The following is a 26,957-nucleotide window of genomic DNA, read 5'->3' on the forward strand; positions in this document are numbered from 1 at the left end:
ACCTGGGTTGTCGCGATTTGGCGCCAGGCCTTTACTTTGGAGGGTTTAAACTTGGCGGTTTCGTTAATCAATGTGCTGGATAAACAGAAATACAATAATGATTTGCAAGAAATATTCAAACATGCCCAGGTGGTTCGCGTTGTTGTTAATGTAGCCAGAAGGCAGTGGAAATTACAATTAAAACTTGATCAACAACTAACCAGTGAGGAAATCATAAAACTCAAGTCGGCCCTGGCTGCCCTGACACCGGGGCCGGTTTTATTAGAGATTGCCGTTCAACCGCCGGAGACCTCCTTTGGGCAGCCGGATGTGGAATTTCTTAAGGCGGAGCTGATGCACAGGTTTCCGGTGGTGCGGGGTTGGTTAAACAATACCCGGTGGGTTTGTGAAGAGGACTGTTTGACCCTTTACCTGCCGGACGAAGTGAGTTTGGAACTGTTAAAGGGCAGGGATTGCGATTTGTTTTTACAGAACTGCATCAAATCCAATTTCGGCCTTGACTATAACATCAATTTAAAGGTGCAGCAGGAGGCTGACCCGGGACCCTCCTGGTGTGAAATGCAAGATCAACTGGAGCGGGCCCTGTGGGAAAAACTGGCTGTTGAACAGGCTCCGGTACAGAGAGAAAAGAACGCGGGTTCCTCCAATACCTCCGGCGATGAGAATATTATTATCGGGAGGTTGATCAAAGGAGATCCCAAGCCCATTAAAGAAGTTCAGGAAGAAGAACGGACGGTTGTACTTAGGGGCAAGGTCTTTGATCTGGATATAAAACAGTTGAAATCAGGCAGACAAATCTTAACCTTTAACATAACCGACTATACGGATTCCATTGAAGTAAAAAAATTCCTGGACGAAGATGATACGGCCACCCCCCAGCGCTTGAAAGACGGGCAATGGGTGATGGTTCGGGGGCCGGTCCAGTATGATAAATTTTCCCAAGAACTGACTGTGATGGCCAATGATATCAACCTGGCCAGGGCGACTGCCCGGGAAGACATGGCCCAGGAAAAAAGGGTAGAGCTTCATTTACACACCAAAATGAGCGCCATGGACAGCGTGTGCAGCGCTGCGGATGTAATAAAACTAGCGGCGGCCTGGGGTCACCCGGCCGTGGCCATTACCGACCACGGGGTTGTGCAGGCCTTTCCGGAAGCCTATGCGGCGGCCAAAAAAGCGGGCATCAATTTGATCTACGGCGTTGAAGGTTACCTCATTGATGATGGAGTTGCCACCGTATTAAATTTCAAAGATAACGGTTTGTTAAGGGATTTAGAATACGTTGTGCTGGACTTTGAAACCACCGGTTTTTCCCCCCGAACCGATGAGATTATCGAAATTGGCGCTGTGAAGTACAGAAACGGGGAAGAGATTGATCGTTACGGGACCCTGGTAAAGCCCGAGAAAGAGATTCCTTTTGAAGTTACCAAGTTGACTGGAATTACGCCTGAGATGGTCAGGGAAGCCCCGGCAGGTCAACAAGCCCTGGCTGCTTTGCGGGATTTTATCGGGGACGCCGTGCTGGTGGCGCATAATGCGTCCTTTGATGTGGGATTTCTCAAAATGGGTTTTCGCAAGCACTTGCAGCAAGAGATAAAAAACCAGGTTATCGATACCCTAGGCGTAGCCCGGGTGATACTGCCGCACCTTAAAAACCACAAGCTGGATACCCTGGTTAAGGAATTTAAAATTGAACTGGCCAATCACCACCGGGCGGTGGATGATGCGGCGGCCACCGGCAAACTATGGCAGGTCTTGCTGAAAAAAGTCCTTGAACAAGGGATCGAAGACTTAAAGGGCCTCAGTGAGATGGGCAAGGGTGTCAATCAAGATAAGCTCAAATCCAAGCACGTGACCATCCTGGTCAAAGATGAGGTGGGTTTGCAGAATCTATACCGGCTCATCACTTTGTCTCACCTGGAATATTTCCATCGCCAGCCGAGAATCCCCAGGCAGGAACTGATCAAACACAGGGAAGGACTGCTGGTTGGTTCCGCCTGCGAGGCCGGGGAACTTTACCAGGCCCTGCTGGCCGGGGCTTCACAGGAGGAATTGGAAGAGATTGCTTCCTTTTATGACTATCTGGAAATACAGCCCCTTGGTAATAATGAATTTATGGTACGCTCCGGTCAGGTCAATTCTCTGGAGGATTTAAAAGAACTCAACCGTAAAATCGTCAATCTGGGTGACAGGCTGGGCATTCCGGTGGTGGCCACCGGAGACGTGCACTTCCTGAACCCGGAGGATGAAATTTACCGCAGAATCCTCATGGCCGGTAAAGGCTTTGAGGATGCCGACAACCAGGCTCCCCTATACTTTAAAACAACTGACGAAATGCTGGCAGAGTTTTCCTACCTGGGAGAAGAAACCGCTTACCGGGTTGTTATTAAAAATCCCCGGCAGATCGCTTCCCTGGTTAAATCCTTTAAACCCATCCCGGATACTCTGCATCCCCCCCATATCGAAGGGGCGGAACAGCAAATTACCGATATGACTTTACAGAGGGCCAGGGAACTGTACGGGGACCCGCTACCAGAAGTGGTACAGCAAAGGGTGGATAAGGAGCTAAAGTCTATTATCGGCAACGGCTTTGCGGTGCTATATCTAATTGCCCATAAACTGGTGAAAAAGTCTCTGGACGACGGGTACCTGGTGGGCTCCCGGGGTTCGGTGGGTTCCTCCCTGGTGGCAACCCTTACTAACATCACAGAAGTAAATCCGCTGCCGCCCCATTACCGGTGCCCCAACTGCCGCTACAGCGAATTTATCACCGACGGTTCCGCCGGCTGCGGTGCGGACATGCCGGACAAAACATGCCCTCGCTGCGGGACTGCCTATCTGAAGGATGGCCATGATATTCCCTTTGAGGTGTTTCTAGGTTTTGACGGGGACAAGGTTCCGGATATTGATTTGAATTTCTCCGGGGAATACCAACCCCGGGCCCATAAATACACCGAAGAACTGTTTGGCAAGGATTTCGTGTTTCGGGCCGGTACCATCGGCACCATTGCGGAAAAAACGGCCTTTGGTTTTGTGAAAAATTATTTTGAGGAAAGAAATATCAAAAAGCGAAATGCCGAATTAAAGAGGTTGGTTTTGGGCTGTGCCGGTGTGAAAAGAACCACCGGTCAGCACCCCGGCGGATTGATGGTAGTACCCAACAACCTGGACGTGCACATGTTTACCCCGGTACAGCGGCCGGCCGATGATGTTAATTCCGATATCACTACCACCCACTTTGATTACCATTCCATTCACGACAGTCTGGTGAAACTGGATATTCTGGGACACGACGACCCTACGGTCATCCGTATGCTGGAGGATTTAACCGGGGTCAATGCCAGGGAAATTTCCCTGGATGATCCAAAAACCATGAGTTTGTTTTCTTCCACCGAAGCTCTGGGGGTGACGCCGGAAGAGATCCGCTCCCAGGTGGGGACCTATGCCATTCCGGAATTTGGCACCAAATTTGTGCGCCAGATGCTGGTGGATACCAAGCCCAGGACTTTCTCCGAACTGGTCCGCATATCCGGCTTTTCGCACGGTACCGATGTTTGGTTAAACAACGCCCAGGACTTAATCCGGGCCGGCACCTGCAAACTGTCAGAAGCCATTTCGGCCCGGGATGATATCATGGTTTACTTAATTTATAAAGGGCTGCCGCCCAAACAGGCCTTTAAAATCATGGAGGGCGTGCGTAAAGGAAAGGGCGTTAAGGAGGAAGACGCCGAGGCCATGCGGGCCCACGGGGTGCCGGAATGGTATATTGAGTCATGCCGAAAAATTAAATACATGTTCCCCAAGGCCCATGCCACGGCCTATGTCATGATGGCCTTCCGCATCGCCTGGTTTAAGGTTTACCACCCGGAGGCCTTCTACGCCGCATACTTTACGGTGCGGGCCGATGACTTTGATGCGGAACTGATGGTCCAGGGCCCCAAGAAAATCCGGCAGGTGATTGAAGAAATTGAAGAGAAGGGAAACGGTGCCTCCCAGAAAGAAAAGAACATGCTCACCATTTTGGAAGTGGTCCTGGAGGCCAACTGCCGGGGGATTAAATTGCTGCCTGTAAATTTGGAAAAATCCGATGCCACTAAATTTATCATTACCCCCGAAGGACTGCTTTCCCCCTTTGCCGGACTGCAGGGCGTAGGCGCCGCCGCAGCCCAAAACATCGTGGCCGCCAGGGAGGAAGCCCCCTTTACTTCTATCGATGACCTGCGGAACCGGGCTAAAGTCTCGAAAACCGTCATTGAGGTGTTACAAAACCATGGCTGCCTGGCCAATCTGCAGGCATCCGATCAAATGGCCCTGTTTTAATCTCCAAAGTAAAAGGACCCTGCTGTTTGCAGATGCAGGGTCTCTTTTTGTACCTTCACTAATGGCATATTAGCATAAATCCCTGGGGAAGCGTGTTTATAAGCAGTTCCAGGTCCTCTTCCTTAAGGTAAACGCAACTGTAGGTTTTCGGGAGGCCCAGGGCCTGGTGATTATCGGACATGCTTTCCGGCAGGCTGTGCAGCAGGATATCGGCATTGAGCCGCATCCAGCCCGGTGTTCCCCTTTGACGGCTTTGCTCGTAGAGGGTTCCTACCGGAAGTTGATCGGACTTTAAAGCGATCTCCATCTTTTTAACGGTTTTATTCCCTTCCAACAGCCACAGGGTGGGCGAGGGGCCTAATTTTAATTCCAGCCATTTGCTGTTCCCCAGGTTGGTGGTGGTAAAGGAATACTCATAGTCCAGGGTTTCATTACTGGTGGAAATAAGATGTACCTTCACTTTGTAGGTCTTTCCGGGCATTAGCACCCGGTGGGAAATAAATCTGATCTGGTTGTTTTTAATCTCGCCCCGGCCGGGTAACCCATTAATTGAAAGAGTACCGGACTTTAGCTGTTGATTGGTCTCAATCAGGATGTCCCGGGTTAACCATACACTGTCCGAACCGGGTTTGGGAAAAACCTGCTGAATTAAAAACTCCGGTGTGGTTTTAAAATTTGCCTTGACGGATTCCTCCAGCACAGTACCGCTTTCGCCGGGCAGGCCATTTTTAATCTCTATAGAATACCGGTGCAGGTTTCTTAACTTTTTGCCGGGCCAGTACAGCCAGCGGCTGTAATCAAAGACAGAACCTTTTCCCTCTATATGGGTCTTTACAGGCTCCAGTTTCCCCGGTACCGGTCCCTTTACATAATTATGTATTTCCCGGGGGCTGACATTGGTGTTAAACTGTAATATAACCGGCCCCCGGGAGGGGACGGTGTTGCTGGCTTCGATCCCTACAAATCTTAGTTTTACCCGGGATTGAAATTCTCCGGAGGCCCAAACATAAAAGGGCCATATCATGGCCGGGGCAGACTTAAATTTGTAATGGTATCGCTGTCCCCGGGGATAGCTTTTTTCCGGGATTTTAACCTGCAGGGTACTGGCGGTGATCCAATGGTAGGTAAAGGGGGCCGGCCGACCGTTGTCCGCCCGTTCTATAACAAGGTCCCGGGCAGCCAAAGGTTTCATAGGCGCCAGAAATTTAAAGGTAACGATCACTTCCCCTTCAACACTGTCCTCAATACGCTGGGTGACAAAAAATCCGATGGCGATCCAGAGGGCCAGTGTAATGAAGAAAATGATTGCGTATTGAATGATACGGGTCCGACTGATTTGGACAATCATGCAAAGGTTCCCCCAAATGTTTTAGTTTTGTCCACCAGGTTAAGGATCAACCTGTTTTAAGTAAATGATTAATGGTTTCGTAAGTTATATATTTCCAATGATGGTCGAATATGACTATATTCCGAAAGAAAGGAAATAATAGAAGCAGGCAAAACTTTGGGAGGTTTATCCATATGAAAAAAGGCAAGATGGCCGCTGCTATCATTTTATCTGCCGCTTTGACCATCGGCACCGGGGCCCTGATGTACAGTAAAAATACTCAGGAACAGGCGGCCCGAACGCCGTCCGTTACCACAGAGTCCATGCCATCACCGGCAGTACCGCCGATAACCCAAGAGAAAGTGGTCAAACAGGGGGCAGAAAAGGTAGAAAGTAATTCTCCGGCAAAAGAGCAGACCCAAAGTAATTCCCACAACCAGGCCGGTTCCGGTGCACAGACCACTGCTAACGAAAAAATGGGCTGGTATTACAAACCCAACAAGCAGCATAAACTGCCCGAGGTAAACCCCAGGGGAAGGGCTTTGTTGGAAAAGTATAACGGCATTTATCACGGGGATACCAGTGGTAAGAATATCTACCTCACCTTTGATGAGGGGTATGAAAACGGATATACGCCAAAAATTCTGGATGCCTTAAAGGAAACCAATGTCAAGGCAGCTTTCTTCATTACCGGAGATTACCTGCGCAGGCACCCGGACTTGGTAAAACGCATGGTCCATGAAGGGCATATTGTAGGGAACCATACCGATCACCATCCCAGCTTACCCCAGGTAAGTGACGCTACGGTGCAAAAAGAAATTGAGTCCCTCAGTGAGGACTTCGAGAAATTAACCGGGGCTAAAATGAAGTACCTGCGCCCACCCATGGGAGAATACAGCGAACGGACCTTAAAATTAACCCATGAGATGGGATATCGCAATGTTTTTTGGAGTGTGGCCCTGGTGGACTGGCGCCCGGACGCCGGCAGCCCGGAGCAAAATAAGAATACCGTCATGGAGCGGCTGCATAACGGGGCGGTGGTTTTACTACACGCCGTCAACAAGGCCAATGCAGATATGCTGGCGGATTTGATTAAAGAGTGCAAAGAAAAGGGGTATCAGTTTAAAAGTTTGGATGAAATTAGATAGCCAAAAAAGCCTGGCACAGTGCCAGGCTTTTCCGAGTAGGAACCAATCTTTCACTTTACACCTGGCACTTTGCCAGGCTTTTTTATGCACAGATACAAGATATTACCTTTATACTTCTTCGCAAAATTCCTGTAAAATAATTGTGTTTCCTACATAACTGACTGATTGAGGTATGTCCCATGCTCTACAACTATTCCGGCGTTGTGCATATTCATACAAAATACTCCGACGGGTCGGCGGATTTAAAGGGCATTGCCAGGGCAGCCTATAAATCCGGCGCTAATTTTGTTTTAATCAACGACCATGATACCCTCAAGGGCCTGTATCTTGAAGGGGAATGCTACATGCACGGCGTTCTGGTGCTGGTGGGGTCGGAGGTTACCCCCAGGCGCAATCATTTTTTATGTTACGATATTGAAACCGTGCCCAGCAGGCATTTAAGGCCGGAGGAATACGTGGGGGAAGTGTACAGGCAGGGTGGTTTTGGTTTTCTGGCCCATCCCGACCAAAAGGAAAACCCCTTGTTTCCCGGCCGGATGCACTGGGAAAACTGGGATTTGGACATGCCCTTCGGGGTGGAGATATGGAACTTCTTTTCTCAGTGGATGGGAAGTTTTAAGACCGTAAAGGGACTCTTAAAGAGCATTTTCTTTCCCAAGGCCCTGCTGAAGCCTCCTCATCCGGAAACCCTGCTGCGGTGGGACCGGTTGGGAAGCGTGAGGCCGGTCCCCGCCATCGCCGGCGTGGATGCCCACGGGGGCAGGCAGTTTAACTGGCTGCCCACCATTGTCAGCAGTTATTTACACCAGTTTAAGACCCTGCGTACCCATGTATTGACACGGGAACCCCTGCAGGGCGATTTGCAGAAGGACCGCAGGATGATTTTATCTGCCATTAAAAAAGGACGCAGCTACCTGGTCAACCACTTTGCCGGTAAGGTGAAACAATTTTCTTTTTATCTTCAACATCAACACCGGTGCTGGCATATGGGAGAGGAAGCCCAGCACTGCCCGGGGATGGTTTTTAAAATTGAATTACCCGAGAAAGCCCATGTAAGGATCATCAAAGACGGCAGGCTGTTTTCCCAGAGCACCACCCGCTTCGTGCGGCTGCCCAACCCGGGACCCGGTGTTTACAGGGTGGAGGTCTATAAAGGAACATTTTGGCCTCGTCCATGGATTTTTTCCAATCATATTTATGTAAGGGCTTCGTAAATCCAGGGATCAGGGAAAATCCCTGGAATTGTTTTTTTTAGAGGGATTTGCTGTTTGTTATCGAATTAACCAACCGGAGGTGATGGAAATGCAGTTCTATTTTGCCCTGGCCACCCTGTCGTCCCTGGCCGTTGCCGCCTTTGCCATTCAGAATTCCGAGTTGGTCACCATACGGTTCCTGTTCTGGCAACTTCCCGGCGTTCCCCAGGTGATGGTCATTTTAGGAGCCGCCCTGGGGGGAATGATTATTGCCTTTTTCTTTGGTTTTTCCCGTCGCTACCAATTATCCAAACAATTGAATGAACTGAAAGACTATGCCAGGCTGTTGGAACAGGAGTTGCTGAAATATAAACCCGGGAGCCACGGTAAGGAGAAAAATAACCAACCATCCTAAGGTTTTTTGTATTTTCCGTGCATAGATTTAATAGGAAAGAGATACGATAGTAAAAAAGAATTGCCCCAAAAAAGCAGAAAAACCTTGAAACCAGAGGCCTTGTCAAGAAATAGTTTCCATGATATACTTATTATGCTTTTTGATTGTTATTGTACCTTTCAATCTTTTTTGCTAGGAGAGGAGTGGGTCATTCCCACTCTTTCGTATTACATTGGGCAAAAACGGTAAGGAGGATTTGCTTTGGCCAAAAGTACCATCGTAGAAAAAGTGACAGAAGCCATTAGACCCGCCATTGATGAAGCAAACTTAGAACTGGTTGACGTTGAATATGTCAAAGAAGGCGGTAACTGGTACCTGAGAGTCTTCATTGATAAGCCTGGGGGTGTAGATCTGGATGATTGCCAGGCTGTGTCGGAAAAGATTGACACAATTCTGGACGAATTGGATCCGATTCCCCAGGCCTATTTTTTAGAGGTATCTTCACCCGGGTTGGAACGACCGCTGAAAAAACCCGAAGACTTCCACCGTTTTAAAGGGCATCTGGTCCATATTACCACCTTTGCCCCCGTTGACGGAGCCAAATCCTTCACCGGCAAATTGTTGGACTACACCAATGAAGGGATTCGACTGGATGTGAAAGGAAAGCAGATACTTTTACCCCATCAGCAAGTTGCAGCTTCACGCCTGGCAGTGGAATTTTGATTTTTTAACGGGAGGAGCAAAAAGTGAATAGTGAGTTTTTAGAAGCATTAAAGGATCTGGAAAAAGAGAAGGGTATTTCGGTAGATGTGCTTCTGGAAGCCATCGAAGCGGCTTTGTTGTCTGCCTATAAGCGGAACTTCGGCTCTTTGCAAAATGCCAGGGTTCATATCGACAGGACTACCGGCGATTTTAAAGTATATTCCCAGCGCACGGTGGTGGAAGAGGTTCAAGACGACCGGTTAGAAATCTCTCTGGAGGAAGCAAGAAAACTTGATCCTCGTTATAATCTGGGAGATATGGTGGAAAACGAGGTTACGCCGCGGGACTTTGGACGGATCGCAGCCCAGACCGCCAAGCAAGTGGTGGTCCAGCGCATCCGTGAAGCGGAAAGAAACATTATATACGAAGAATTTTCCAACCGGGAAGGAGACATTCTTACCGGGGTTGTGCAGCGCATTGAAAATAAAAACGTATATATTGAATTGGGAAAAACCGAGGCCATCTTGACACCCTCCGAACAAATGCCCAATGAAGAATACCGTCAGGGTGACCGGTTAAAAACCTATATCGTTGAGGTGCGTAAAACCACCAAAGGTCCGCAAATTCTGGTTTCCCGTACTCACCCGGGGCTGCTGAAACGGCTGTTTGAAATGGAAGTTCCGGAATTGCAAGACGGCGTGGTTGAGTTAAAGTCCATCGCCCGGGAAGCGGGCTACCGCTCTAAAATCGCGGTTTACTCAAAGGATGAAAATGTTGACCCGGTGGGCGCCTGCGTCGGGCCCAAGGGGATGCGGGTACAAAATATTGTCAATGAGTTGAACGGAGAGAAGATTGATATTGTCAAATGGAATCAAGACCCCTCCAAATATGTAGCATCTTCCCTCAGCCCGGCAAAGGTTGTTGCCGTTGAAGTTTGGGAGGATGAAAAGGTGGCAAGGGTGATTGTACCGGATTACCAACTCTCACTGGCCATTGGGAAAGAGGGGCAAAATGCCCGTTTGGCCGCCAAACTGACCGGCTGGAAAATTGACATTAAGAGTGAGTCCCAGATGGCTGAACTTTATCCGGAATACAATAATATGGAAGATATGGAAGACGGACCGAACAGCCCGGAAGGTTATTTGGAAGAAGACTATTTGGATGATTACGGTCAATACCCTGCGGAAGGTGCTGTGTTTGAGGAAGATGAGAAGTAAGGAGGTTTTGCAGTGCCCAAGGTCAAAAAAGTTCCGCTCAGGATGTGTATCGGTTGTCAGGAAATGAAGCCCAAGCGGGAACTAATAAGGGTGGTGCGAACTCCCCAGGAAACGGTCGAAATTGATCCCACCGGAAAAAAGTCAGGCCGGGGAGCCTATATTTGTCCTAATCCTGACTGCCTGCAAAAGGCCATCAAAGGGAAAAGGTTGGAGCGGTCGTTGGAATGTTCCATCTCACCGGAAATTATTGAGACGCTTAAGCAGGGAATGGTGAAATAGGAGTGCATGGGCCTGTTTTTCATCTGTTGGGCTTAAGCCAGCGGGCTGGCAAGGCCGTATCGGGAGATTTTGCTGTACGGCAACATATCGCCAGGGGCAACGTACAGCTGCTGGTGATTGCCACCAATACTTCCGAGAGAATTAAGCAGGACTATATCCGTATGGGTCAGTCAAAGAACATTCCTACGGTGCTGGCCTTTACCAAGGAAGAATTGGGGTCCGCCCTGGGTAAATCCCCCCGTGCCGCAGTGGCGATTTTGGATGCAAATTTTGCCCGGGGCATAGGACGCCTGCTGGAGAAGGGAGAGGAATAAAAGATTTGATTGCGGTTGCTGAATTTATGGAGGTGAATATATGGCAAAAAAACGGGTCCATGAACTGGCCAAAGAGCTTAACATAGAAAATAAAGATCTTATCAATAAACTGGTTGAAATGGGAATTAATGTGAAGTCGCACATGAGTGCCTTAGAAGATAGTGATGTCCAAAAGATCTTAAAGGAATACGGCAAAAAGAAAAGTCCCAATATGGAAAATAAAACGGAGCCGGTAACCAAACAAAATCCGCATGAACGGGGTAGGGGGCAAGGAATGGAAGGCAAAAAAGAAAGAGATCAATTTTTCAGACCTGACAACACCAAGGGACCGGGACTGGTAGACAGGGTTCCCAACCGCCCACCCGATCGAAGATATGAGGATAAACCAAAGGCCCCTCCGCGTCCGCCAAAGGATGCCCGGGGAGTGAAAACCGCTCCCGGCAAGGATGCCGCCAAAACAGAAATAAAGGAACCGGCTCCTCATGCAGCCGGCGCCGGTAACCGGCCCCAGAGGCAGCAGGGGGGCGGCAGGTCTCCCCAGGGAGAACGCTCCCCGCAGGTTCACCAGGGAAGACCCGACCAGCGTGAACGCACCAACCAGCCCCAGGGTAAAAGCGCCCTTGGGGAACATAATGCCGGGGGACAAGGCAGGCCCCCCCATGGAGATCGTACCAATCAGGCAGAGCGTGCCGGCGGCACCGCCAGACCACCCCAGGGAGACCGACCTGCCGGCGCAGGCAGAGACCGCACCGGTGGCGGTAAGCCGTCCCAGGGAGGAAGATCAGGCGGCGCGCGCAATGTCAATCCTACCATTCCCAAACCGCCGGAACAGATTGCCCAGCCGAAACCAACCAAGGCGCCGGATAAAACCAAGGGCGACCGCCGTAAAAATTATGAAAAAGACGGTAAATGGGCTGACCAGAACATAGAAAACACCAAACTGAATAAACACCGCCAGCAAAAGGCCAAAAAGAAACAGGAACAGCCCGCTCCGCCGCCGATACCGGATAAGCGACCCATCCAAATCGGTGAAACCATTACAGTACAGGAATTGGCTGAGAAACTTAAGAAAACCGCGGCAGAGGTTATTAAGAAGCTGATGAACTTGGGAGTCCTGGCTACCATCAACCAGGAGATTGACTTTGATACCGCTGCCCTGATTGCCGGCGAATTTGGCGTGGAGGCTGAACTGAAAGTGGCGGTGGATAAAGAAGCTCTGATCATGGCTGAACCGGAGGATGATCCTGCTCAGCTGGTTCCCCGTCCGCCGGTGGTGACCATCATGGGTCACGTTGACCATGGTAAGACCTCCCTGCTGGATGCCATTCGGCAAACCAATGTGACTGCCGGTGAAGCCGGCGGGATTACCCAGCATATCGGCGCTTATCAGGTAGAGCACAACGGCAAGAAAATAACCTTTGTGGATACTCCGGGTCACGCCGCTTTTACAGCTATGCGGGCCCGTGGCGCGCAAATTACCGATATTGCCATTCTGGTGGTGGCCGCCGATGACGGGGTCATGCCCCAAACGGTGGAAGCCATCAACCACGCCAAGGCCGCCAATGTTCCCATTATTGTGGCCATTAACAAAATGGATAAACCGGAAGCCAACCCCGACAAGGTAAAGCAGGAACTTACCCAGCATGAACTGGTGGTAGAGGACTGGGGTGGCGATGTTATTGCGGTTCCTGTATCAGCCAAAACACGCATGGGTCTGGATAACTTGCTGGAAATGATTTTGCTGGTGGCCGAGGTGAATGAGTTAAAAGCCAACCCCAACCGCCGTGCCCGAGGCACCGTTGTAGAGGCTGAACTGGATAAGGGCAGAGGACCCGTAGCCACCGTGCTGGTCCAGAATGGCACCTTGAATGTGGGAGATACTATTGTTGTGGGCCATGCCTACGGACGCGTCAGGGCTATGATCGATGATAAGGGACGCCGGGTGAAAAAAGCCGGTCCCAGTACACCGGTGGAAATCCTGGGGCTGTCCGATGTGCCGGAAGCCGGGGATATTCTGGTGGTTGTGGAGGATGAAAAACTGGCCAGAGAAGTGGCGGAAAAACGGCAAATGCGCAAGAGGGAAGAAATTCTCAAAGCAACTGCCAAAATCTCGCTGGATGATTTATTTAAACACATCCAGGAAGGTCAGATTAAAGAACTGCCGATTATCCTAAAAGCCGACGTGCAGGGTTCCATTGAGGCGCTGGCCCAGGCACTGGAAAAGCTGAGCACCGATGAGGTTAAAGTGAACTTGATTCACAGCGGTGTTGGCGCCATCAATGAAACTGATATTATGCTGGCCTCTGCCTCCAATGCCATTGTCATTGGATTTAACGTGCGCCCGGATGCCAACGCCAGAAAAATAGCCGAGGCGGAAAAGATTGATATTCACCTCTACCGTGTCATTTATGAGGTCATTGATGACGTTAAGAAAGCCATGAGTGGTCTTTTGGATCCTGAGTATAAGGAGGTCATTCTGGGGCACGTGGAGGTTAGAAAGATCTTCAAGGCCTCCAAAATCGGTACCATTGCCGGCTGCTATGTCACCGAAGGTAAGATTACCAGGGATTCAGGAATCCGGCTGATTCGTGACGGTATTGTCATTCATGAAGGGAAACTGGATTCCTTGAAACGATTCAAAGATGACGTCAAAGAAGTGGCACAGGGCTATGAGTGTGGTATCACCATTGAGAATTTTAACGACATCCAGGAAGGAGATATCATCGAAGCCTTTACGGTAGAGGCCGTTAAGAGAGAACTTGCATAAAATTATTAAGGACAAAAAATACAGGAGGTGTGTAGCATGTCACACCGACCGGAACGTATTGCTGAAGCTATTAAAAAAGAGACAGCAGATATACTCAGAAATGACATCAAGGACCCCAGGGTAGGTTTTGTCACCATCACCGGGGTGGAAGTCACCAGAGACCTGTCATACGCAAAAGTTTTTATCAGTGTTATGGGTTCGGAAGACCAGCGAAAGGAAACCTTAAACGTACTTCAGAAGTGTGCTGGCTACATGCGTTCAGAAATCGGCCGCAGAATCAAAATCCGGCATGCACCGGAAATCATTTTTAAATTGGATACCTCTTTAGACCATGGGACTCGCATCATGGAGATTCTCCAAGAGATCAACCGTCAGGAGAACACGCCCCATGAATAACCTGATGGCAGTGGCAGAGGCCATCAAAAAAGCCCGGCGGCCTCTGCTGTGCGGTCATGTTATGCCTGACGGTGACAGCCTGGGCTCGGTCCTAGCGTTGGGTTTGGGCCTGCGGTTGCTGGGTAAAGAGGTAACCATTGTCAGTTCGGATCCCATACCAGATCTTTATCACTTTCTGCCCGGTGTGGAAACTGTGATTGTTGGAAAAGTGCCAGAAGGCCGTTATGATTTACTGGTTGCGGTGGACTGTTCGGTGCCTGAGCGTCTGGGTTCAGCCCTGGAAGCTTTCGTAAACAACGGGTTGCCCGTTGCGGTCATTGATCATCATGTCAATGACCAACCCTTCGGGCATTACAACTATGTACGGGCCGAAGCTGCCGCCACCGGGGAAATTATTATGGACCTCCTGGATTTATTACAGGTCCCTTTAAACCTGGATCTGGCCATCAATCTCTACACAGCCATTGTTACCGACACGGGGTCCTTTCGCTATGAAAATACAACTGCTGAAACCCATGCCAGGACGGCCAGGCTGTTGGCGTGCGGCATTCCGGTTTCCCGCCTGTCCAATCAAATCTTTGGCGAGCAGCCTCTGGTTTCATTAAGGTTGTTGGAAGTTGCCCTGGGGACCCTGGCGGTCAGCCACTGCGGTCAAATAGCCTGGATGAGTATTTCCAGGGAGCAGATAAAATCCGTGGGAGCCGGTGACCAGCACATCGAGGGACTCATTAATTACCCCAGGAAAATTAAAGGGGTTGAGCTGGCCATTGTTTTCCGGGAATTGGATGAGCAGCGGGTTAAAGTGAGTTTTCGATCAAAATACCGGGTGGATGTCAATCTTTTAGCCAAAAAATTTGGGGGCGGGGGGCATGTACGGGCCTCGGGGTGTACCATAGAGGGCCGGCTTGAACAGGTAAAGGAACTGGTCCTGAAGGAAGCAAAGGAACTTTTTCGGGGGGATTCCCATGGACGGCATTCTTAATATATTAAAACCCCCTGGCATGACGTCCCATGATGTGGTTGCTTTTGTACGCAGGGTTACCGGCAGTAAAAAGTGTGGTCATACCGGCACCCTGGATCCCGGGGCCGCCGGGGTGCTGCCCATTTGCCTGGGTAAAGCCACAAAATTGGCCAGGTTCGTGACTGAGGGGGACAAGACCTACCGGGGCGAGATCACCCTGGGCATCACCACGTCATCTCAGGATGCCTTTGGAGATATTCTGGCCTGTCAGGATGCTTCCCGCATTACCATTGAACGGTTTCGGGAAATTATTCCTTCCTTTTTGGGAAATATTGAACAAACCCCCCCGATGGCTTCGGCCATTAAAGTACAGGGGCAGCGCCTGTATGAATTGGAGCGACGAGGTAAGAGCGTGGCAGTTCCCACCCGGGTGGTGACCATCTATCACCTGAAGATCATTGACAGCTGGCATTGGCAAACACCTCATCCCCGTATTTTGTTTGATGTCACTTGTTCAAAGGGGACATATGTGCGTACCCTGTGCTCGGATATTGGCAAGGCATTGGGGTGTGGCGCCTATATGTCCTTTTTGCTGCGCTCCCGGGTGGGTCCCTTTGACCTGGACAGCGCTGTTACACTGGAACAGTTGACAATATTAGCCAGGGAAAAACGCTGTGCGGAAGCGGTCATACCCATGTCACAGGCGGTACAGCATTTACCGGTGGTGGAGATTCTTCCCAGCGCTCAGAAATCCGTAACCTCCGGCGCCACCCTTTATCCCTCGGGTGTTCGTTCCAGGTCCGGGGGAATTGCCCCCGGTGATTTGGTACGGATACAGGTTAACCGGCAGCTTTTAGGGATTTACCAGGCGGTTCAGGACGAACAGCAGGGAGCCGGACGGCTGATTTATAAACCGGAGGTTGTGTTTGCTTCCTGATGTTTATATTTTAAAAATTCCATCATGGTTTTTTGGTTTGCCAAAATGTTGATAGGTATTATATTATAAAGGGCGGATTGTTGCGACTGGCAGGGGGTCATTGAAATTGCGAGTATACGACAGCCTTACCGGGCTCAAAGACAGATATTCAAATATCATTGTCGCCTTAGGAAATTTTGATGGTCTGCATCTTGGCCATCAAAGGCTGATAGGGGAGGCAGTGGCACTTGCCCGCCGGTCCAATGGAACGGCAGCTGTATTAACCTTTTACCCCCATCCTTTAACGGTACTGAAACCTGAACTGGCGCCACCCATGCTGCTTGACCAGGATACAAAGCGGCGGATGATGGCGGAATTGGGTGTTGATGTCTTGATTTTACTGCCCTTTACCCTAGACTTCGCTCAACTGAGCCCGGAGGATTTTATTAAAGATATTCTTGTAAACCAATTAAATGTCAAGGGTATTGTAGTGGGCTACAATTATTCCTTCGGCCACAGGGGTCGTGGCAACCCGGAGACCCTTTGGAAATATGCGGAAGAATGCCGCTATACCCTGAGCGTTATTCCACCGGTCAAAGTTGGTAATCAGGTGGTCAGCAGCACCTTAATTCGGCACAAACTGGCAGAGGGAGATGTGGTTGCTGCCAGAAAACTGCTGGGCTACTATCCCTTTACCGAGGGGGCGGTTGTTTATGGAGAACGCAGAGGGAATACCCTGGGTTTTCCCACGGCCAATATCGACTGCCCGGCGGGCATGATGGTGCCGGCTAAAGGGGTTTACAGTGTCCATGTGGATTTGGACGACGAAACTTACCTGGGCGTAGCCAATGTGGGTACCAAGCCCACCTTCCACGGCAATAATCAACGAATCAACATCGAGGTCCATTTGCTGGACTTCCATGGTGATATATACGGGAGGAAAATTAAGGTTAAATATATTCGCAGGCTGAGGGACGAAAGAAAGTTTTCTTCTGTCACTGATTTGGTCAATCAGATCCAGGCGGATGTGCAAAGTGCCAGATTTGACCACCCGGAGTAAAATTGAATAATTGGCGGGTACCCCTAATATATTTAATATTACCTAACATTTACTTACGGCAGCAGTTATGCTACAATAATTGCGGCATACGTCCCGAGATCTTGATGAAAGGAGACGTTGTCCGTGGGGTATCCAAAGTATGATACTCCTGAAGAGGAGGTTAAACGCTGGCTTAATCACATCGCATTAATTTGTGTGAGCGAAGAGTTTCAATCCCTCAAGCGTGAATTGGAATCTCTCTATATTAAGTCCAATATGGATAATGTACGGATTACAGCCTTCCAGGATGCCCTTTATGCCTTTTTGGTCCAGGAAGAGGATGAATACCGGGTCAGTCAATTTCGTAGCTGCTAAGCGGAGCGGTGTATGCGGATCATCATCACCGAGCACGCCCGCAAAAGGCTAAGGGATCTGCGGCAGAATAAAATTACCACTGCGGATATCATCGCTGCAGCCAGAGGGATTCCGGGTCGCATACCAACAGCTACCAGATTTAGGGGGTTTTTCACCAAATCAGGCCGAATGTTCGATATCGTGGCCAAAGATATTGAAAACGGTCGTTTGGTGATTACCATAATTGGGAAGTAATATTCCCAGGAACTGTTATCTAGGGAATTCGTTCACTCCGACGGTTGTCTTGGATAACAGGGATTATCGAAACAAGGAGGTGAACAACGTGGCACTGTCTGCAGAAAAAAAGAATGAAATTATTCAAGCATTTAGAACCCATGAAACTGATACCGGTTCTCCTGAAGTGCAAATCGCTCTTCTGACCGAACGTATCAACCAATTAACCGAGCACCTGAAGTCCTTTAAAAAGGACCACCATTCTCGTCGTGGCCTGTTAAAAATGGTTGGCCAGCGTCGTGCCCTGCTCAATTACCTGCGGGACCGTGATTTTGACCGGTACCGTGCGATTTTGGAAAAACTGGGTCTGCGCAAGTAGTAAAAGTGGGCTATTGGCCCACTTTTGTTTTATATTTAGTTTCACTAGCGTTGCATAAATAACTTTCAAAAATGTCAACATCTGAAATCGTTTTCCGATATAGTCCATCAGTTTGGTACTGAAATCGGTTTTAAATCAATAAGGCAGGAACCAGGTCGAAAGTTTTATGCAACGCTAGTGCGTTAATGTATAAAAGCAAGGACTGGATCACCGTCATGAAAAGTGATTTCAGGAGGAAATTGCTGGGAAAATATTGAATTAAGGAGTGAGATCTTTCATGGCCAGGAAGTTTGGCCAAAATTGACAGCAGCCCAGGAGACGGCATATCAACACTATATTTACGGCGGTCAACGACGCCCCCTTCGATGTGGTACTGCAGAAAACGGCAGAGATAATAAAAAAGTCCAACAGGAATGTGGATAAATCAGCGAAGCTTACATTTTAAGGAGGGCAGGCCGATGAAAAAGGAACCAACGCACCTGGACTATAAGGAACTTTTGGAAGAAGCGGGATTGCAGCAGATACAGGAGCAAGTAAGTAAAGTTACGGGCCTTGCAGCTTTAGTTACAGACCCGAGCGGCAAGCCGATTACCAGGATAAGTAATCTTTGCCCTTTCTGCGCCATAATCAATAATACGGACCCGGGTCATGCTCGTTGTATGGGTTCCCGGATTGAAACGGCAAAGGCCGTTGCTAAATCCGGGCAACCCGCGTTGCAGTTGTGCCATGCCGGTCTGGTACTTATTGCTCTCCCGATCAAAATAAAAAACGAGACTGTAGCCGTCGTGATAGGGGAGAACGTAAGCCTGGAACCACTGCGTCTGGAGATTGTGCCGGAACTGGCAAGAGAATTGAGCCTTAATGGAAAGGAACTTATGGAAGCTGCCCGGAGGGTACCGGTATGGACGGAAGAGCGTCTCCGGGAGGCAGTCGAACCTTTTCATACCTTCACGGATACTCTTTCCCGGCTTTTGTATTCGAAGCAGGAGTTGCAGGAAAAGACTGAAAAGCTTGCGGCCTTGTTCGAGTTCAGCCAGGTTGTTACATCAAGCCTTCGTATATCAGAAGTAGCCAAGCAGGCCCTGGAACTCGTCTTCGGGCTGACCGGTGCCACCAGCGGGTCGGTGGTCATGCTTGCCGGGGAAACCTCCGAATCGATTGAAGTTGCTGCTACTGCAGAATCGAGCAAAGAGTTCCGGGTGGTTCCCGAAAAAGAGGTCATTGAAGCGGTAACGCGCGAAGGAAGTGAGTTGCGATTTGACAGCCACCCGGAAGGCAACACAGTGGAGGAGAAGCGGCCAGCCCTTTCCATGCCCCTCAAGGTCGGGGATAAAATAACAGGGGTGTTGACACTGTCCGGCAAACTTGAGGGCGCAGAGTTCGGCGAAGACGAGGCTCGCTTTTTAAGCGTCCTTGGTACAAGCCTTGCCCTGGCCCTGGAGAACGCTCGTCTTTTCCGTGATCTGGAGGAAAACGCGGCAATGCTCAAGCAACTTATTGAGGTCGGGCAGCTGGTATCTTCCAGTTTAGAAGCGGACGTGATCATGGGATATGTGCTGCAAAGCCTGAAGGAAGTCCTGGGTGCGAAGTGGTGTGTGCTGAGGCTGCTTGATGAGGAGACGGGCGAACTGGTGCTGAAAGCGAGCCTGGGCATGAGCAAGGACTTGCAGGCAGAGGTTGAGCGAGTGCGAGCAGAAGGCACAATTTTGGGTGAGGTGCTGAAAACGGCGCAGCCGCAGCTCGTGGAAGATTTGGCAAAGTGCGCTCCCTCTTTGCACCTGCCATATTACAGCAAAGAGATACGTTCGGTTGCCGTGGTTCCCGTACTGGCCAGGGGAAAGGTACTGGGTACACTGAAAGTATATTCGTCCTCCCCTCGTCGCTGGAAGGAAGAAGAAGTCGGTTACCTGGCGACCATCGCAAGTCAGACCGGGCTGGCGCTGGAGAACGCCCGGCTTTACTCGTCGCTGCGGGATTATTATTTGAGTGCCGTGCAGGCGTTGGCGGCGGCATTGGAAGCCAAGGACGTTTACACGCGGGGTCATTCCGTGCGGGTGGCGAATTGGGCGCGGGCGTGTGCCCGCGTACTGGGGCTTGGCGCCGAAGAACAGGAACAGGTCTACCTGGCCGGGCTTTTACACGATTTGGGCAAGATTGGCGTGCGGGAAGACATTCTTCTCAAGCCGGGACCTCTCACTGAGGAAGAAAGAAAGGAGATGCAGAGCCACCCTGTTGTGGGGGCCAGGATTCTGGAGCCGGCCAGATTTCCGGCGGCGGTCATTACAGCCGTACGGCACCACCACGAGGACTATGGCGGCGGTGGTTATCCCGCCGGCCTGGTTGGGGAAGAGATTCCGCTGCTGGCGCGTATTATCCGCGTGGCCGATACTTACGATGCCATGACGTCCGCCAGGCCCTACCGGCAGGCGCTTACTCAACGGCAGGCGCGGGAGGAATTAAGGCGATGGGCGGGCCGGCAGTTTGACCCGCGTGTGGTGGAGGCTTTCCTCCAGATTCCGGAAGATCAAATGGAAGAAATTCCCGGGGGGAGGGGTGGATACCCTAATGGGACTTTTTGCAGAAGTGCTCTCGCAGATAATTCGTCCCCGTGGAAATTTTCAAACAGCAAGGTATAACTAATTTGAATCTATGTTTTTATCTGAGGAGGATTGTTATGAGCGGATTCAAAAAGGAGCGGATTGAGCACTATGAAACTTTGCTGAGGGAGATATGGATTGCGTCGGCAAAGTACCTTGGAATGGTTTCTGTGAATCTTCTTCTAGAAAGGGTTGTGTGGGAAGTTTCGCTGGAGTATAAGGAAATAGAACTCCTGCAGTACGACCAGAATGGGATCTCATGCACAAGGATAGCAGCCAGTTTAGAGGAAAACCCGGACCTACCTGTCGAGGACATGTTCATGAAGTTTATCACCAGGTATGTAGCAATTTTGGCCAAACTTCTTGGCCATGAAAGAGCGGAGGAAATAAAAACCAAGCTAAAAGAAGAAGCTACCGGTATTTCTTTTTCTACCAGGGAGGAAGGATAGATGGATAAATTGATAACAGGTATTAAAAATTTTGACTCTATTCTTGGTGGCGGTATACCTGTTTATTCATTAAACATTGTTTCCGGCGCTCCGGGCAGCGGAAAAACGATATTTGTCCAAAACATCATATTTAACAGCGCCAGGAGCGGCCTTAAAAGTCTATACCTGACCACTATATCGGAATCACAGTTCAAAATGGTAAGGCATCTGCAGGGGTTTGAGTTTTTCTCAGATGATTTGCTGGGTGACAAGGTTATTTATGGTGATTTAGGACTTGTTCTGCGTAAACAGGGGACGGACAAGGCTTTGGAATACCTGACTGAAATGATCAAAAAACATCTGCCGAACATAGTTGTCATTGATAGTTTCAAGGCCATAAGAGACCTTTTCCCGGACGAAAAAACTTTTAAGGCTTTTGTTTTTGACCTGGCTGCCGCTCTATCGATATGGGAAATTACCGTATTTCTCGTCGGCGAGTACGAAGAACAGGAGCTGACGCTCTTAAGCGAGTTTGCCATAGCTGACGGGATTTTTCATCTTTACGGGCAGGAAGAAAAACGATTTCAAAAAAGGTTCATCCGTATTCTGAAAATGAGGGGAACCAGTTTTGAACAGGGGGAACATTTATTTCAAATTAGCCCTGTGGGAATAGAAGTCTACCCCAGGATGAGGCCGGAGGGTAAAGAACTCCGGTACGATGTCAAGCAGGGGCGCAAGGGATTCGGGATACCGGATTTAGACGAAATGTTGTCTGACGGGTTATTAGAAGGGACTATTACACTCATCTCCGGTGGCACAGGTGCGGGTAAGACGATCCTTGCCCTTAAGTTCCTTCTGGAAGGGGCTGAAAAAGGCGAAAAAGGAATATTCCTTTCTTTTGAAGAGCCTGCAGCTCAACTTCTGAATACTGCCCGTCATCTGGGGTGGGAGCTGGACAAATATCTGGCACAGGGTCTAGTGGACATCGAATTCATTTCTCCTGTAGAACTGGATGTAGATAAACACGCTTTTGAGATACTGGACATGATCAGGAGAAAAAAGGTGGAGAGGTTTGTCATTGACAGCATTTCTTCTTTTGAAAACAGCGTTTCTGATATACAAAAGTACAAGGATTATCTCTGGGCGCTGGGACACCAGCTCAAAAGACGGCATATTAACACCATATTTACGGCGGTCAACGACGACCCCTTTTCACCCCTGATAGTATCCAAAACACAAATATCCTTAATAATCGATAATGTAATCATACTGCGGTATGTAGAGGATAATTCCCACATCAAAAAAGTCCTTGGAATCATGAAAACCCGTGGAAGCGACCATAACAAGGACCTGAGGGAATATGAGATAACGCCAAACGGAATAAGTATCCTCGGTAAATTAGACAGAGCAGATATGTTAAGATGAGGTGCTCTTAGATGCCAACAAACCTTCTCCTCAATATATCAGTAAAATATTGGCAGGACTTTCAGGATACGCTGGCCAATGTCATGGATGCAAATATTTATATCTTCGATGTAAATGGTGGTTCTTTTTCCCAATTTAGTCTGCCCGTTGAATTATGCCGGGAGGTAAATAAAGGGAGGGTGCTCCGCGACGAAAAGTGTATCAGTTTTTATAAGTCTGCCCTTGGTTCATTAGAAGATAAAGACATGCTTACCTGCCCTTACGGGATTAAACTTTGTGCGTACCGCCTGGGTTCCTACGCTCAAAAGATAGGGTTCCTTATTATCACTCCTACCAGGCTTATAACCCAGGTGGGACGTGAGGAAGAAAATATCTTTGTTACGAAAGCACATAGCATTTACCAGACGATTAATGAGGTTCTTAAGGCTATTCTGGAAAGAAACCTGTTAGGATTACGGAGGCTTGAGCTGAACAGCATCTATGAGATCAGCCGCCTGATGACCTCCGTCGTCGAACTGGACAAGGTTCTGGACCTTATAGCGAATTCGCTGATTATAATCTACAAGGTTGATTTATGCTTTGTAGGCCTTCGAGAAGGTGACAAAATCAGAATAGCACAAGCCAAAGGTGAACACAGCCACCTATTGACCGGGACCGAATGGCCGTTGATCCAGCCGTTGATTGAGCAGATTTTTTCAAAAGTTGAGCCCTTGTCTCTGAGTCTTGAGGAGTTAAGGACTCTACCGGGTCTTACCGATCTAGAGGTTACTCCTGGGACTGAAATCATTGTTTATCCCCTCTGGAGTGCTTTGGGTGCCGTCGGGTTGTTAGGTATAGTGGCCCCTGTTTCTCAGGATGACAGCGGCAGCAAAAATCTGCAGATATATGCCAACTTTGCCGCAGTGGCCCTGGCCAATGCAACTTTTATCCGCCGACTGGAAAGAGAAGCCGAAACCGACTTCTTGACCGGTTTCTTTAATAAGCGTTCCCTGCGGAACATGCTGTTTACCGAACTCGAGAGGACAATGAGGTACGGTACCCCTTTGTCGATTGTTTTCGTGGACATAGACAACTTCAAGGCTTACAATGATACATATGGCCACGTGGCCGGCGATGTGGTACTGCAGAAGGCGTCAGAGATAATAAAAAACAGCATCAGGAATGTGGATATTGCGGGCCGCTACGGAGGCGAGGAGTTTGTAATTATTCTTCCGGGGACGGAAAAGGAGGGTGCTGCAAAAGTGGCGGAAAGAATACGGAAATCGATAGAGATTTACCCTTTCCCATACCGCCAGGTTACCGCAAGCCTGGGCATAGCCTTAGCGAAAAACAACGATTCTGTTGATTCCTTGCTTGAAAGGGCGGATCAGGCCTTATATCAGGCGAAAAGCCAAGGGAAAAACCGCTTCTATTTGGACCCATCGTAACATATCCTTCATGAGAAGTGCAGACAAATAGCTCTGTTGTTATAAAATGTGTTATAATCCAGTTATAAAAGATCTAAATAAAAGTCGGCTACGCTTTTCACGTGTTCGTACTTTCGTTTGAAAAGAAAGGAGTATGTTAAAGTGGATAACAACCAGGTAGAAATGCTTGTTGAGGAGCTGGAAGTTGGTAATAAGCACGAAGAGAAACTATGGCGCAAACTTTTGCTAGGAGTTGCTTCAGGTGCCACCGGAAATGATTTGCGTGAGACGATACGGGAACCCTTGTTTGGGCTGCTTCATGAACTAGGAGAAACGGCGCTGGGGGCAAAGCTAAAGCTTGTTATCGAGCGTACACCAACTTTTCCGACAGCCGAGCTTTTGCCGCTGATACTCGAGCTTTGTGGGGAGCTGCGCCACGATAGCGAGCAGGCTGTTCGTGGGCTTGAGCGCATGCTTTCGGAGTTGGCAACGCCGATTGTCCGCATTTGGGCGGAGGTACTGCTGGTGCCGCTGATTGGTGGCCTGGATAGTGACCGGGCGCAGGGTATGGCAGAAAGGCTTTTGGAGCGCGTCAGTACCACGCGGGCTAAAGTGGTTGTTGTGGATGTCACCGGGGTCCCCACGATTGACACGGCAGCGGGTGGTTTTCTTATCGAAACGTTTAGCGCAGTGAAGCTACTAGGAGCGGAGGTTATCCTAACCGGCCTTAAGCCCGAAATCGCCCACACCCTGGTTAAGCTGGGGATCGATTTCCGCATGGTGGCGATAGCGCGTGACCTTGAAGATGCTCTGCGCCAGGCTATAGCCATGATCGAGGAAGAAAGGAGTCGGCAGAGGAAAACCGCATGGGTGCGGGGCAGTAATTTCCCAAGTGAAGGTGGAGAACACGATGGCATTTAAAGATAGGGTGGTCCCAACCATAAGGATTGGCGATGCTTTGTTGGTGCCCATACAGATAGACCTGGACGATAAGACTGTGGAGCGGCTTCAAACACAGCTTTTGGAGGAAATTCAGGAACACCGGGTACGAGCGGTTATCCTGGACGTACGGATGGTAGAGGTAATCGACAGCTATATATCCTATACTCTTTCGGAGACTGCTGCCATGGCTCACCTGATGGGTTGCCGTACTGTGATCTGCGGTATTCAGCCTCCTGTGGCCCTAACCCTGGCACAAATGGGAATAGAACTGCAAGGTTTTTTGGTTGCCCGTGACCTCGAGCACGCTATGGGTCTGGTATATTGACCTTGAGAGAGGAGTAGCAGGTCTTGGACGGGAAACTAAGGGAGTTACTAGATATCTCGGAAAACGACTTTGACGTGGTAGTGCGCATCACCCGGGAAGAAGATATTGCCATAGCCAGACAGATGGCTAAGCAACTTGCCCAAGAGCTTGGTTTTTCTCTTGCTGATGTAACCAAAGTAGCTACTGCGGTTTCCGAACTTGCACGCAATATCTATCGCTATGCACAAACTGGTAAAATAATGATCCGTAAACGGCTCGAGGAGAGCGGTGGGCCTACCATACAAGTGGTGGCGGCTGATCGTGGTCCAGGCATCGAGAGCGTAGACAGGGTTCTGGCAAGAGGCTACACGACGCATGAGCGCAGCCTGGGCATAGGCTTGCCGGGAGTAAGGCGCCTTATGGATTTTTGTGAGATTGCCTCCAAAGTCGGCACGGGCACCGTGGTGAGGGTGGAAAAGAGGAGGCGCAAATTTTGAGATTACAAGTTGAAAAACCGGAAGCTGACGAGCAGGCACGAGAAGGCTCCGGGTGGGAGGTATTGGCTTACTCGCGTCCCCACTGGCGGGAGAAAGTAAACGGTGACCTTTGTTACACTAAAGAATTAGGTACACACGTACTTGTAGTTGTAGCAGATGTGCTGGGTCATGGGGAGGGAGCACACCGCGGAGCGGTGGTTCTGGCGCAGGCGATGCAACGGGCCACGGGTGTTCTGCAGCAGACATACTCCGTTCTGGAAGAAGCGGCTTCACAGACGCGGGGATGCGCTCTTTTCTTGGCCCTGCTTGACCGAAAAGCGATAGAATATATCTTGGTCGGGAACATCAGAGGGTGGGTGCTGACGCGAAAAGGTACGGAGGTTCTGGTGGGGCAGCCGGGCATTGTAGGCAAGAGAATGCTGAATCCTGCCATCCGCCGGCTGGAGCTGTCGGAGCCTGCCCTTCTTCTGGCTTGTACCGACGGGATCAAGCGCAGCTTTTCGCCCGTAGGTTTGCCATGGCTCTGGGAAGGGGCAGGGGAAGAAGCAGCACGCCGTGTGGTAGAGAGATATGGCATCGCTGAAGACGATGCCGGCGTGCTGGTAGGGAGGAGGTATGTCTAGTTGTCGGGGGAATTCTATTCAACTTATCGCAGTTATCTTGAACGTTATATGTTCGAAGGGGCTACGGAGGGGGTGCTTCTTGAAGCGTACCAGGATCTGCCGCGCTGCCTGGACGGGAGCGAGGTGCAGGCCGCCAGCATCTTGGACGTGCATACACGGGCTCTGCGCGAAGTCATGGGGATTAAGCGGGACAGCGACAGTGTGCAGTGGATATACATAGCCCGTGCGACCGAGTTTTTGGCCCAGATTCTGATCGTTATTGATACGTTCCTCCTCCAGCTAAATGAAAGGGTTGAGCGCGATCACCTTACGGGGCTTTATAACCGGCTAGCCCTTTATCGTTTGCTTCCCCAGATGCTCGAAGAAGCTCAAGAGCAGGGCAAGCCGATTGTTGTTGCCATGCTCGATTTGGATGATTTTAAGCGAATAAATGACCAGTTCGGCCACCAGGCCGGCGACGAAGCACTTTGTTTTGTTGCTGGTCTTATCAAAAGAATTTTGCGGAATGATGACTTGGCCGTTCGGTTTGGCGGTGAAGAATTTGTAATTGTCCTTCCGGCGACAGATTTTGCCAAGGCCAGGATTCCCCTGGAACGAATTCTGTCCCAAATAGCAGCGGCAAAGATACTGCCGGATGTGGATGGTCTTACGGTAAGTATAGGAGTTGCCGGGTATGCCGGCCGTGGCTCTGTCGATCCCGACGAGCTAATCCGGCAAGCGGATGAAGCAATGTATCGAGCCAAAGAATTGGGCAAAAACAGAGTGGTCTTTGCCAAGGGCGATGATGGGGAGTGA

The 26,957-nt window shown here is 49.8% G+C and carries 26 protein-coding genes; 25 read left to right on the forward strand and 1 reads right to left on the reverse strand.

Annotation, left to right across the window (positions count from 1 at the left end; genetic code table 11):
- Positions 1 to 51 precede the first annotated feature (51 nt).
- Positions 52 to 4,320, forward strand: coding sequence for a PolC-type DNA polymerase III (locus BUB67_RS10435; RefSeq protein ID WP_073239371.1), 4,269 nt, complete (start codon positions 52 to 54; stop codon positions 4,318 to 4,320).
- A gap of 58 nt (positions 4,321 to 4,378) precedes the next feature.
- Here the strand turns inward: BUB67_RS10435 and BUB67_RS10440 are convergent, their stop codons facing one another.
- Positions 4,379 to 5,668 (reverse strand): hypothetical protein, encoded by a 1,290-nt coding sequence (locus BUB67_RS10440; RefSeq protein ID WP_073239372.1) that lies wholly within the window; start codon positions 5,666 to 5,668, stop codon positions 4,379 to 4,381.
- A gap of 173 nt (positions 5,669 to 5,841) precedes the next feature.
- Here BUB67_RS10440 and pdaA point away from each other — a divergent pair, with 173 nt between their 5' ends.
- From pdaA to BUB67_RS10560, 24 genes are all read left to right on the forward strand, one after another.
- Positions 5,842 to 6,795, forward strand: coding sequence for a delta-lactam-biosynthetic de-N-acetylase (pdaA, locus tag BUB67_RS10445; protein WP_073239373.1), 954 nt, complete (start codon positions 5,842 to 5,844; stop codon positions 6,793 to 6,795).
- 179 nt (positions 6,796 to 6,974) lie between these two features.
- Positions 6,975 to 8,009: a CehA/McbA family metallohydrolase domain-containing protein gene (locus tag BUB67_RS10450; protein WP_073239374.1), complete on the forward strand. Its 1,035-nt coding sequence runs from the start codon at positions 6,975 to 6,977 to the stop codon at positions 8,007 to 8,009.
- A gap of 88 nt (positions 8,010 to 8,097) precedes the next feature.
- On the forward strand, positions 8,098 to 8,403 hold the full coding sequence (locus BUB67_RS10455; RefSeq protein WP_073239375.1) for a LapA family protein: 306 nt from the start codon (positions 8,098 to 8,100) through the stop codon (positions 8,401 to 8,403).
- Positions 8,404 to 8,643: 240 nt separating this feature from the next.
- Positions 8,644 to 9,105 (forward strand): ribosome maturation factor RimP, encoded by a 462-nt coding sequence (gene rimP / locus BUB67_RS10460; RefSeq protein WP_073239376.1) that lies wholly within the window; start codon positions 8,644 to 8,646, stop codon positions 9,103 to 9,105.
- A 23-nt stretch (positions 9,106 to 9,128) separates the two neighbouring features.
- Positions 9,129 to 10,301, forward strand: coding sequence for a transcription termination factor NusA (nusA, locus tag BUB67_RS10465; protein ID WP_073239377.1), 1,173 nt, complete (start codon positions 9,129 to 9,131; stop codon positions 10,299 to 10,301).
- Positions 10,302 to 10,313: 12 nt separating this feature from the next.
- Positions 10,314 to 10,580, forward strand: coding sequence for an RNase P modulator RnpM (gene rnpM / locus BUB67_RS10470; RefSeq protein WP_073239378.1), 267 nt, complete (start codon positions 10,314 to 10,316; stop codon positions 10,578 to 10,580).
- A gap of 2 nt (positions 10,581 to 10,582) precedes the next feature.
- Complete coding sequence (locus BUB67_RS10475) at positions 10,583 to 10,894, forward strand: L7Ae/L30e/S12e/Gadd45 family ribosomal protein (RefSeq protein WP_073239379.1); 312 nt, start codon at positions 10,583 to 10,585, stop codon at positions 10,892 to 10,894.
- Between the two features lie 40 nt (positions 10,895 to 10,934).
- Positions 10,935 to 13,661 carry a translation initiation factor IF-2 gene (infB, locus tag BUB67_RS10480; RefSeq protein WP_073239380.1) on the forward strand — a complete coding sequence of 909 codons (2,727 nt, stop codon included), beginning with the start codon at positions 10,935 to 10,937 and terminating at the stop codon, positions 13,659 to 13,661.
- A 36-nt stretch (positions 13,662 to 13,697) separates the two neighbouring features.
- Entirely contained in the window at positions 13,698 to 14,057 is a 360-nt protein-coding gene (gene rbfA, locus BUB67_RS10485; RefSeq protein ID WP_073239381.1) for a 30S ribosome-binding factor RbfA, read from the forward strand.
- Positions 14,050 to 15,039, forward strand: a complete 990-nt coding sequence (locus BUB67_RS10490) for a DHH family phosphoesterase (RefSeq protein WP_073239382.1) — start codon at positions 14,050 to 14,052, stop codon at positions 15,037 to 15,039. The genes rbfA and BUB67_RS10490 overlap by 8 nt, the downstream gene beginning before the upstream one ends.
- Positions 15,023 to 15,955, forward strand: coding sequence for a tRNA pseudouridine(55) synthase TruB (gene truB, locus BUB67_RS10495; protein WP_073239383.1), 933 nt, complete (start codon positions 15,023 to 15,025; stop codon positions 15,953 to 15,955). The genes BUB67_RS10490 and truB overlap by 17 nt, the downstream gene beginning before the upstream one ends.
- A gap of 106 nt (positions 15,956 to 16,061) precedes the next feature.
- A complete protein-coding gene (locus BUB67_RS10500) occupies positions 16,062 to 16,994 on the forward strand; it encodes a bifunctional riboflavin kinase/FAD synthetase (protein ID WP_073239384.1) in 933 nt (310 codons plus the stop codon).
- A 123-nt stretch (positions 16,995 to 17,117) separates the two neighbouring features.
- Positions 17,118 to 17,348 carry a hypothetical protein gene (locus BUB67_RS10505; RefSeq protein WP_073239385.1) on the forward strand — a complete coding sequence of 77 codons (231 nt, stop codon included), beginning with the start codon at positions 17,118 to 17,120 and terminating at the stop codon, positions 17,346 to 17,348.
- 12 nt (positions 17,349 to 17,360) lie between these two features.
- On the forward strand, positions 17,361 to 17,582 hold the full coding sequence (locus tag BUB67_RS10510; RefSeq protein ID WP_073239386.1) for a hypothetical protein: 222 nt from the start codon (positions 17,361 to 17,363) through the stop codon (positions 17,580 to 17,582).
- 88 nt (positions 17,583 to 17,670) lie between these two features.
- A complete protein-coding gene (gene rpsO, locus BUB67_RS10515; RefSeq protein ID WP_073239387.1) occupies positions 17,671 to 17,940 on the forward strand; it encodes a 30S ribosomal protein S15 in 270 nt (89 codons plus the stop codon).
- Positions 17,941 to 18,398: 458 nt separating this feature from the next.
- The gene (locus BUB67_RS10520; protein ID WP_084127702.1) at positions 18,399 to 20,576 is read left to right on the forward strand and encodes an HD domain-containing phosphohydrolase; all 2,178 of its coding nucleotides are present in this window, start codon (positions 18,399 to 18,401) and stop codon (positions 20,574 to 20,576) included.
- A 38-nt stretch (positions 20,577 to 20,614) separates the two neighbouring features.
- A complete protein-coding gene (locus BUB67_RS10525; protein WP_073239388.1) occupies positions 20,615 to 20,986 on the forward strand; it encodes a hypothetical protein in 372 nt (123 codons plus the stop codon).
- Positions 20,987 to 22,390, forward strand: a complete 1,404-nt coding sequence (locus tag BUB67_RS10530) for an ATPase domain-containing protein (RefSeq protein ID WP_073239389.1) — start codon at positions 20,987 to 20,989, stop codon at positions 22,388 to 22,390. It begins immediately after the preceding gene.
- Between the two features lie 11 nt (positions 22,391 to 22,401).
- Complete coding sequence (locus tag BUB67_RS10535; protein WP_073239390.1) at positions 22,402 to 23,817, forward strand: diguanylate cyclase; 1,416 nt, start codon at positions 22,402 to 22,404, stop codon at positions 23,815 to 23,817.
- A 141-nt stretch (positions 23,818 to 23,958) separates the two neighbouring features.
- Positions 23,959 to 24,717, forward strand: a complete 759-nt coding sequence (locus BUB67_RS10540; RefSeq protein WP_084127703.1) for an STAS domain-containing protein — start codon at positions 23,959 to 23,961, stop codon at positions 24,715 to 24,717.
- On the forward strand, positions 24,707 to 25,063 hold the full coding sequence (locus BUB67_RS10545) for an STAS domain-containing protein (RefSeq protein ID WP_073239391.1): 357 nt from the start codon (positions 24,707 to 24,709) through the stop codon (positions 25,061 to 25,063). The genes BUB67_RS10540 and BUB67_RS10545 overlap by 11 nt, the downstream gene beginning before the upstream one ends.
- 23 nt (positions 25,064 to 25,086) lie before the next feature.
- Positions 25,087 to 25,539 carry an anti-sigma regulatory factor gene (locus BUB67_RS10550; protein WP_073239392.1) on the forward strand — a complete coding sequence of 151 codons (453 nt, stop codon included), beginning with the start codon at positions 25,087 to 25,089 and terminating at the stop codon, positions 25,537 to 25,539.
- The gene (locus BUB67_RS10555; protein WP_073239393.1) at positions 25,536 to 26,162 is read left to right on the forward strand and encodes a SpoIIE family protein phosphatase; all 627 of its coding nucleotides are present in this window, start codon (positions 25,536 to 25,538) and stop codon (positions 26,160 to 26,162) included. Before BUB67_RS10550 ends, BUB67_RS10555 begins: the two co-directional genes overlap by 4 nt.
- Positions 26,163 to 26,957: a GGDEF domain-containing protein gene (locus BUB67_RS10560; RefSeq protein WP_073239394.1), complete on the forward strand. Its 795-nt coding sequence runs from the start codon at positions 26,163 to 26,165 to the stop codon at positions 26,955 to 26,957.

It is taken from the genome of Desulforamulus putei DSM 12395 (assembly GCF_900129195.1).
In the GTDB taxonomy this organism is placed as follows: Bacteria; Bacillota; Desulfotomaculia; order Desulfotomaculales; family Desulfotomaculaceae; genus Desulfotomaculum; species Desulfotomaculum putei.

Excerpts from the sequence above, each read along its gene's own strand:
- BUB67_RS10440 (WP_073239372.1), bottom strand. The coding sequence starts at position 5,668 with ATGATTGTCCAAATCAGTCGGACCCGTATCATTCAATACGCAATCATT.
- pdaA (WP_073239373.1), top strand. The coding sequence starts at position 5,842 with ATGAAAAAAGGCAAGATGGCCGCTGCTATCATTTTATCTGCCGCTTTG.
- BUB67_RS10450 (WP_073239374.1), top strand. The coding sequence starts at position 6,975 with ATGCTCTACAACTATTCCGGCGTTGTGCATATTCATACAAAATACTCC.
- BUB67_RS10455 (WP_073239375.1), top strand. The coding sequence starts at position 8,098 with ATGCAGTTCTATTTTGCCCTGGCCACCCTGTCGTCCCTGGCCGTTGCC.
- infB (WP_073239380.1), top strand. The coding sequence starts at position 10,935 with ATGGCAAAAAAACGGGTCCATGAACTGGCCAAAGAGCTTAACATAGAA.
- rbfA (WP_073239381.1), top strand. The coding sequence starts at position 13,698 with ATGTCACACCGACCGGAACGTATTGCTGAAGCTATTAAAAAAGAGACA.
- BUB67_RS10490 (WP_073239382.1), top strand. The coding sequence starts at position 14,050 with ATGAATAACCTGATGGCAGTGGCAGAGGCCATCAAAAAAGCCCGGCGG.
- truB (WP_073239383.1), top strand. The coding sequence starts at position 15,023 with ATGGACGGCATTCTTAATATATTAAAACCCCCTGGCATGACGTCCCAT.
- BUB67_RS10510 (WP_073239386.1), top strand. The coding sequence starts at position 17,361 with ATGCGGATCATCATCACCGAGCACGCCCGCAAAAGGCTAAGGGATCTG.
- BUB67_RS10520 (WP_084127702.1), top strand. The coding sequence starts at position 18,399 with ATGAAAAAGGAACCAACGCACCTGGACTATAAGGAACTTTTGGAAGAA.
- BUB67_RS10525 (WP_073239388.1), top strand. The coding sequence starts at position 20,615 with ATGAGCGGATTCAAAAAGGAGCGGATTGAGCACTATGAAACTTTGCTG.
- BUB67_RS10530 (WP_073239389.1), top strand. The coding sequence starts at position 20,987 with ATGGATAAATTGATAACAGGTATTAAAAATTTTGACTCTATTCTTGGT.
- BUB67_RS10535 (WP_073239390.1), top strand. The coding sequence starts at position 22,402 with ATGCCAACAAACCTTCTCCTCAATATATCAGTAAAATATTGGCAGGAC.
- BUB67_RS10545 (WP_073239391.1), top strand. The coding sequence starts at position 24,707 with ATGGCATTTAAAGATAGGGTGGTCCCAACCATAAGGATTGGCGATGCT.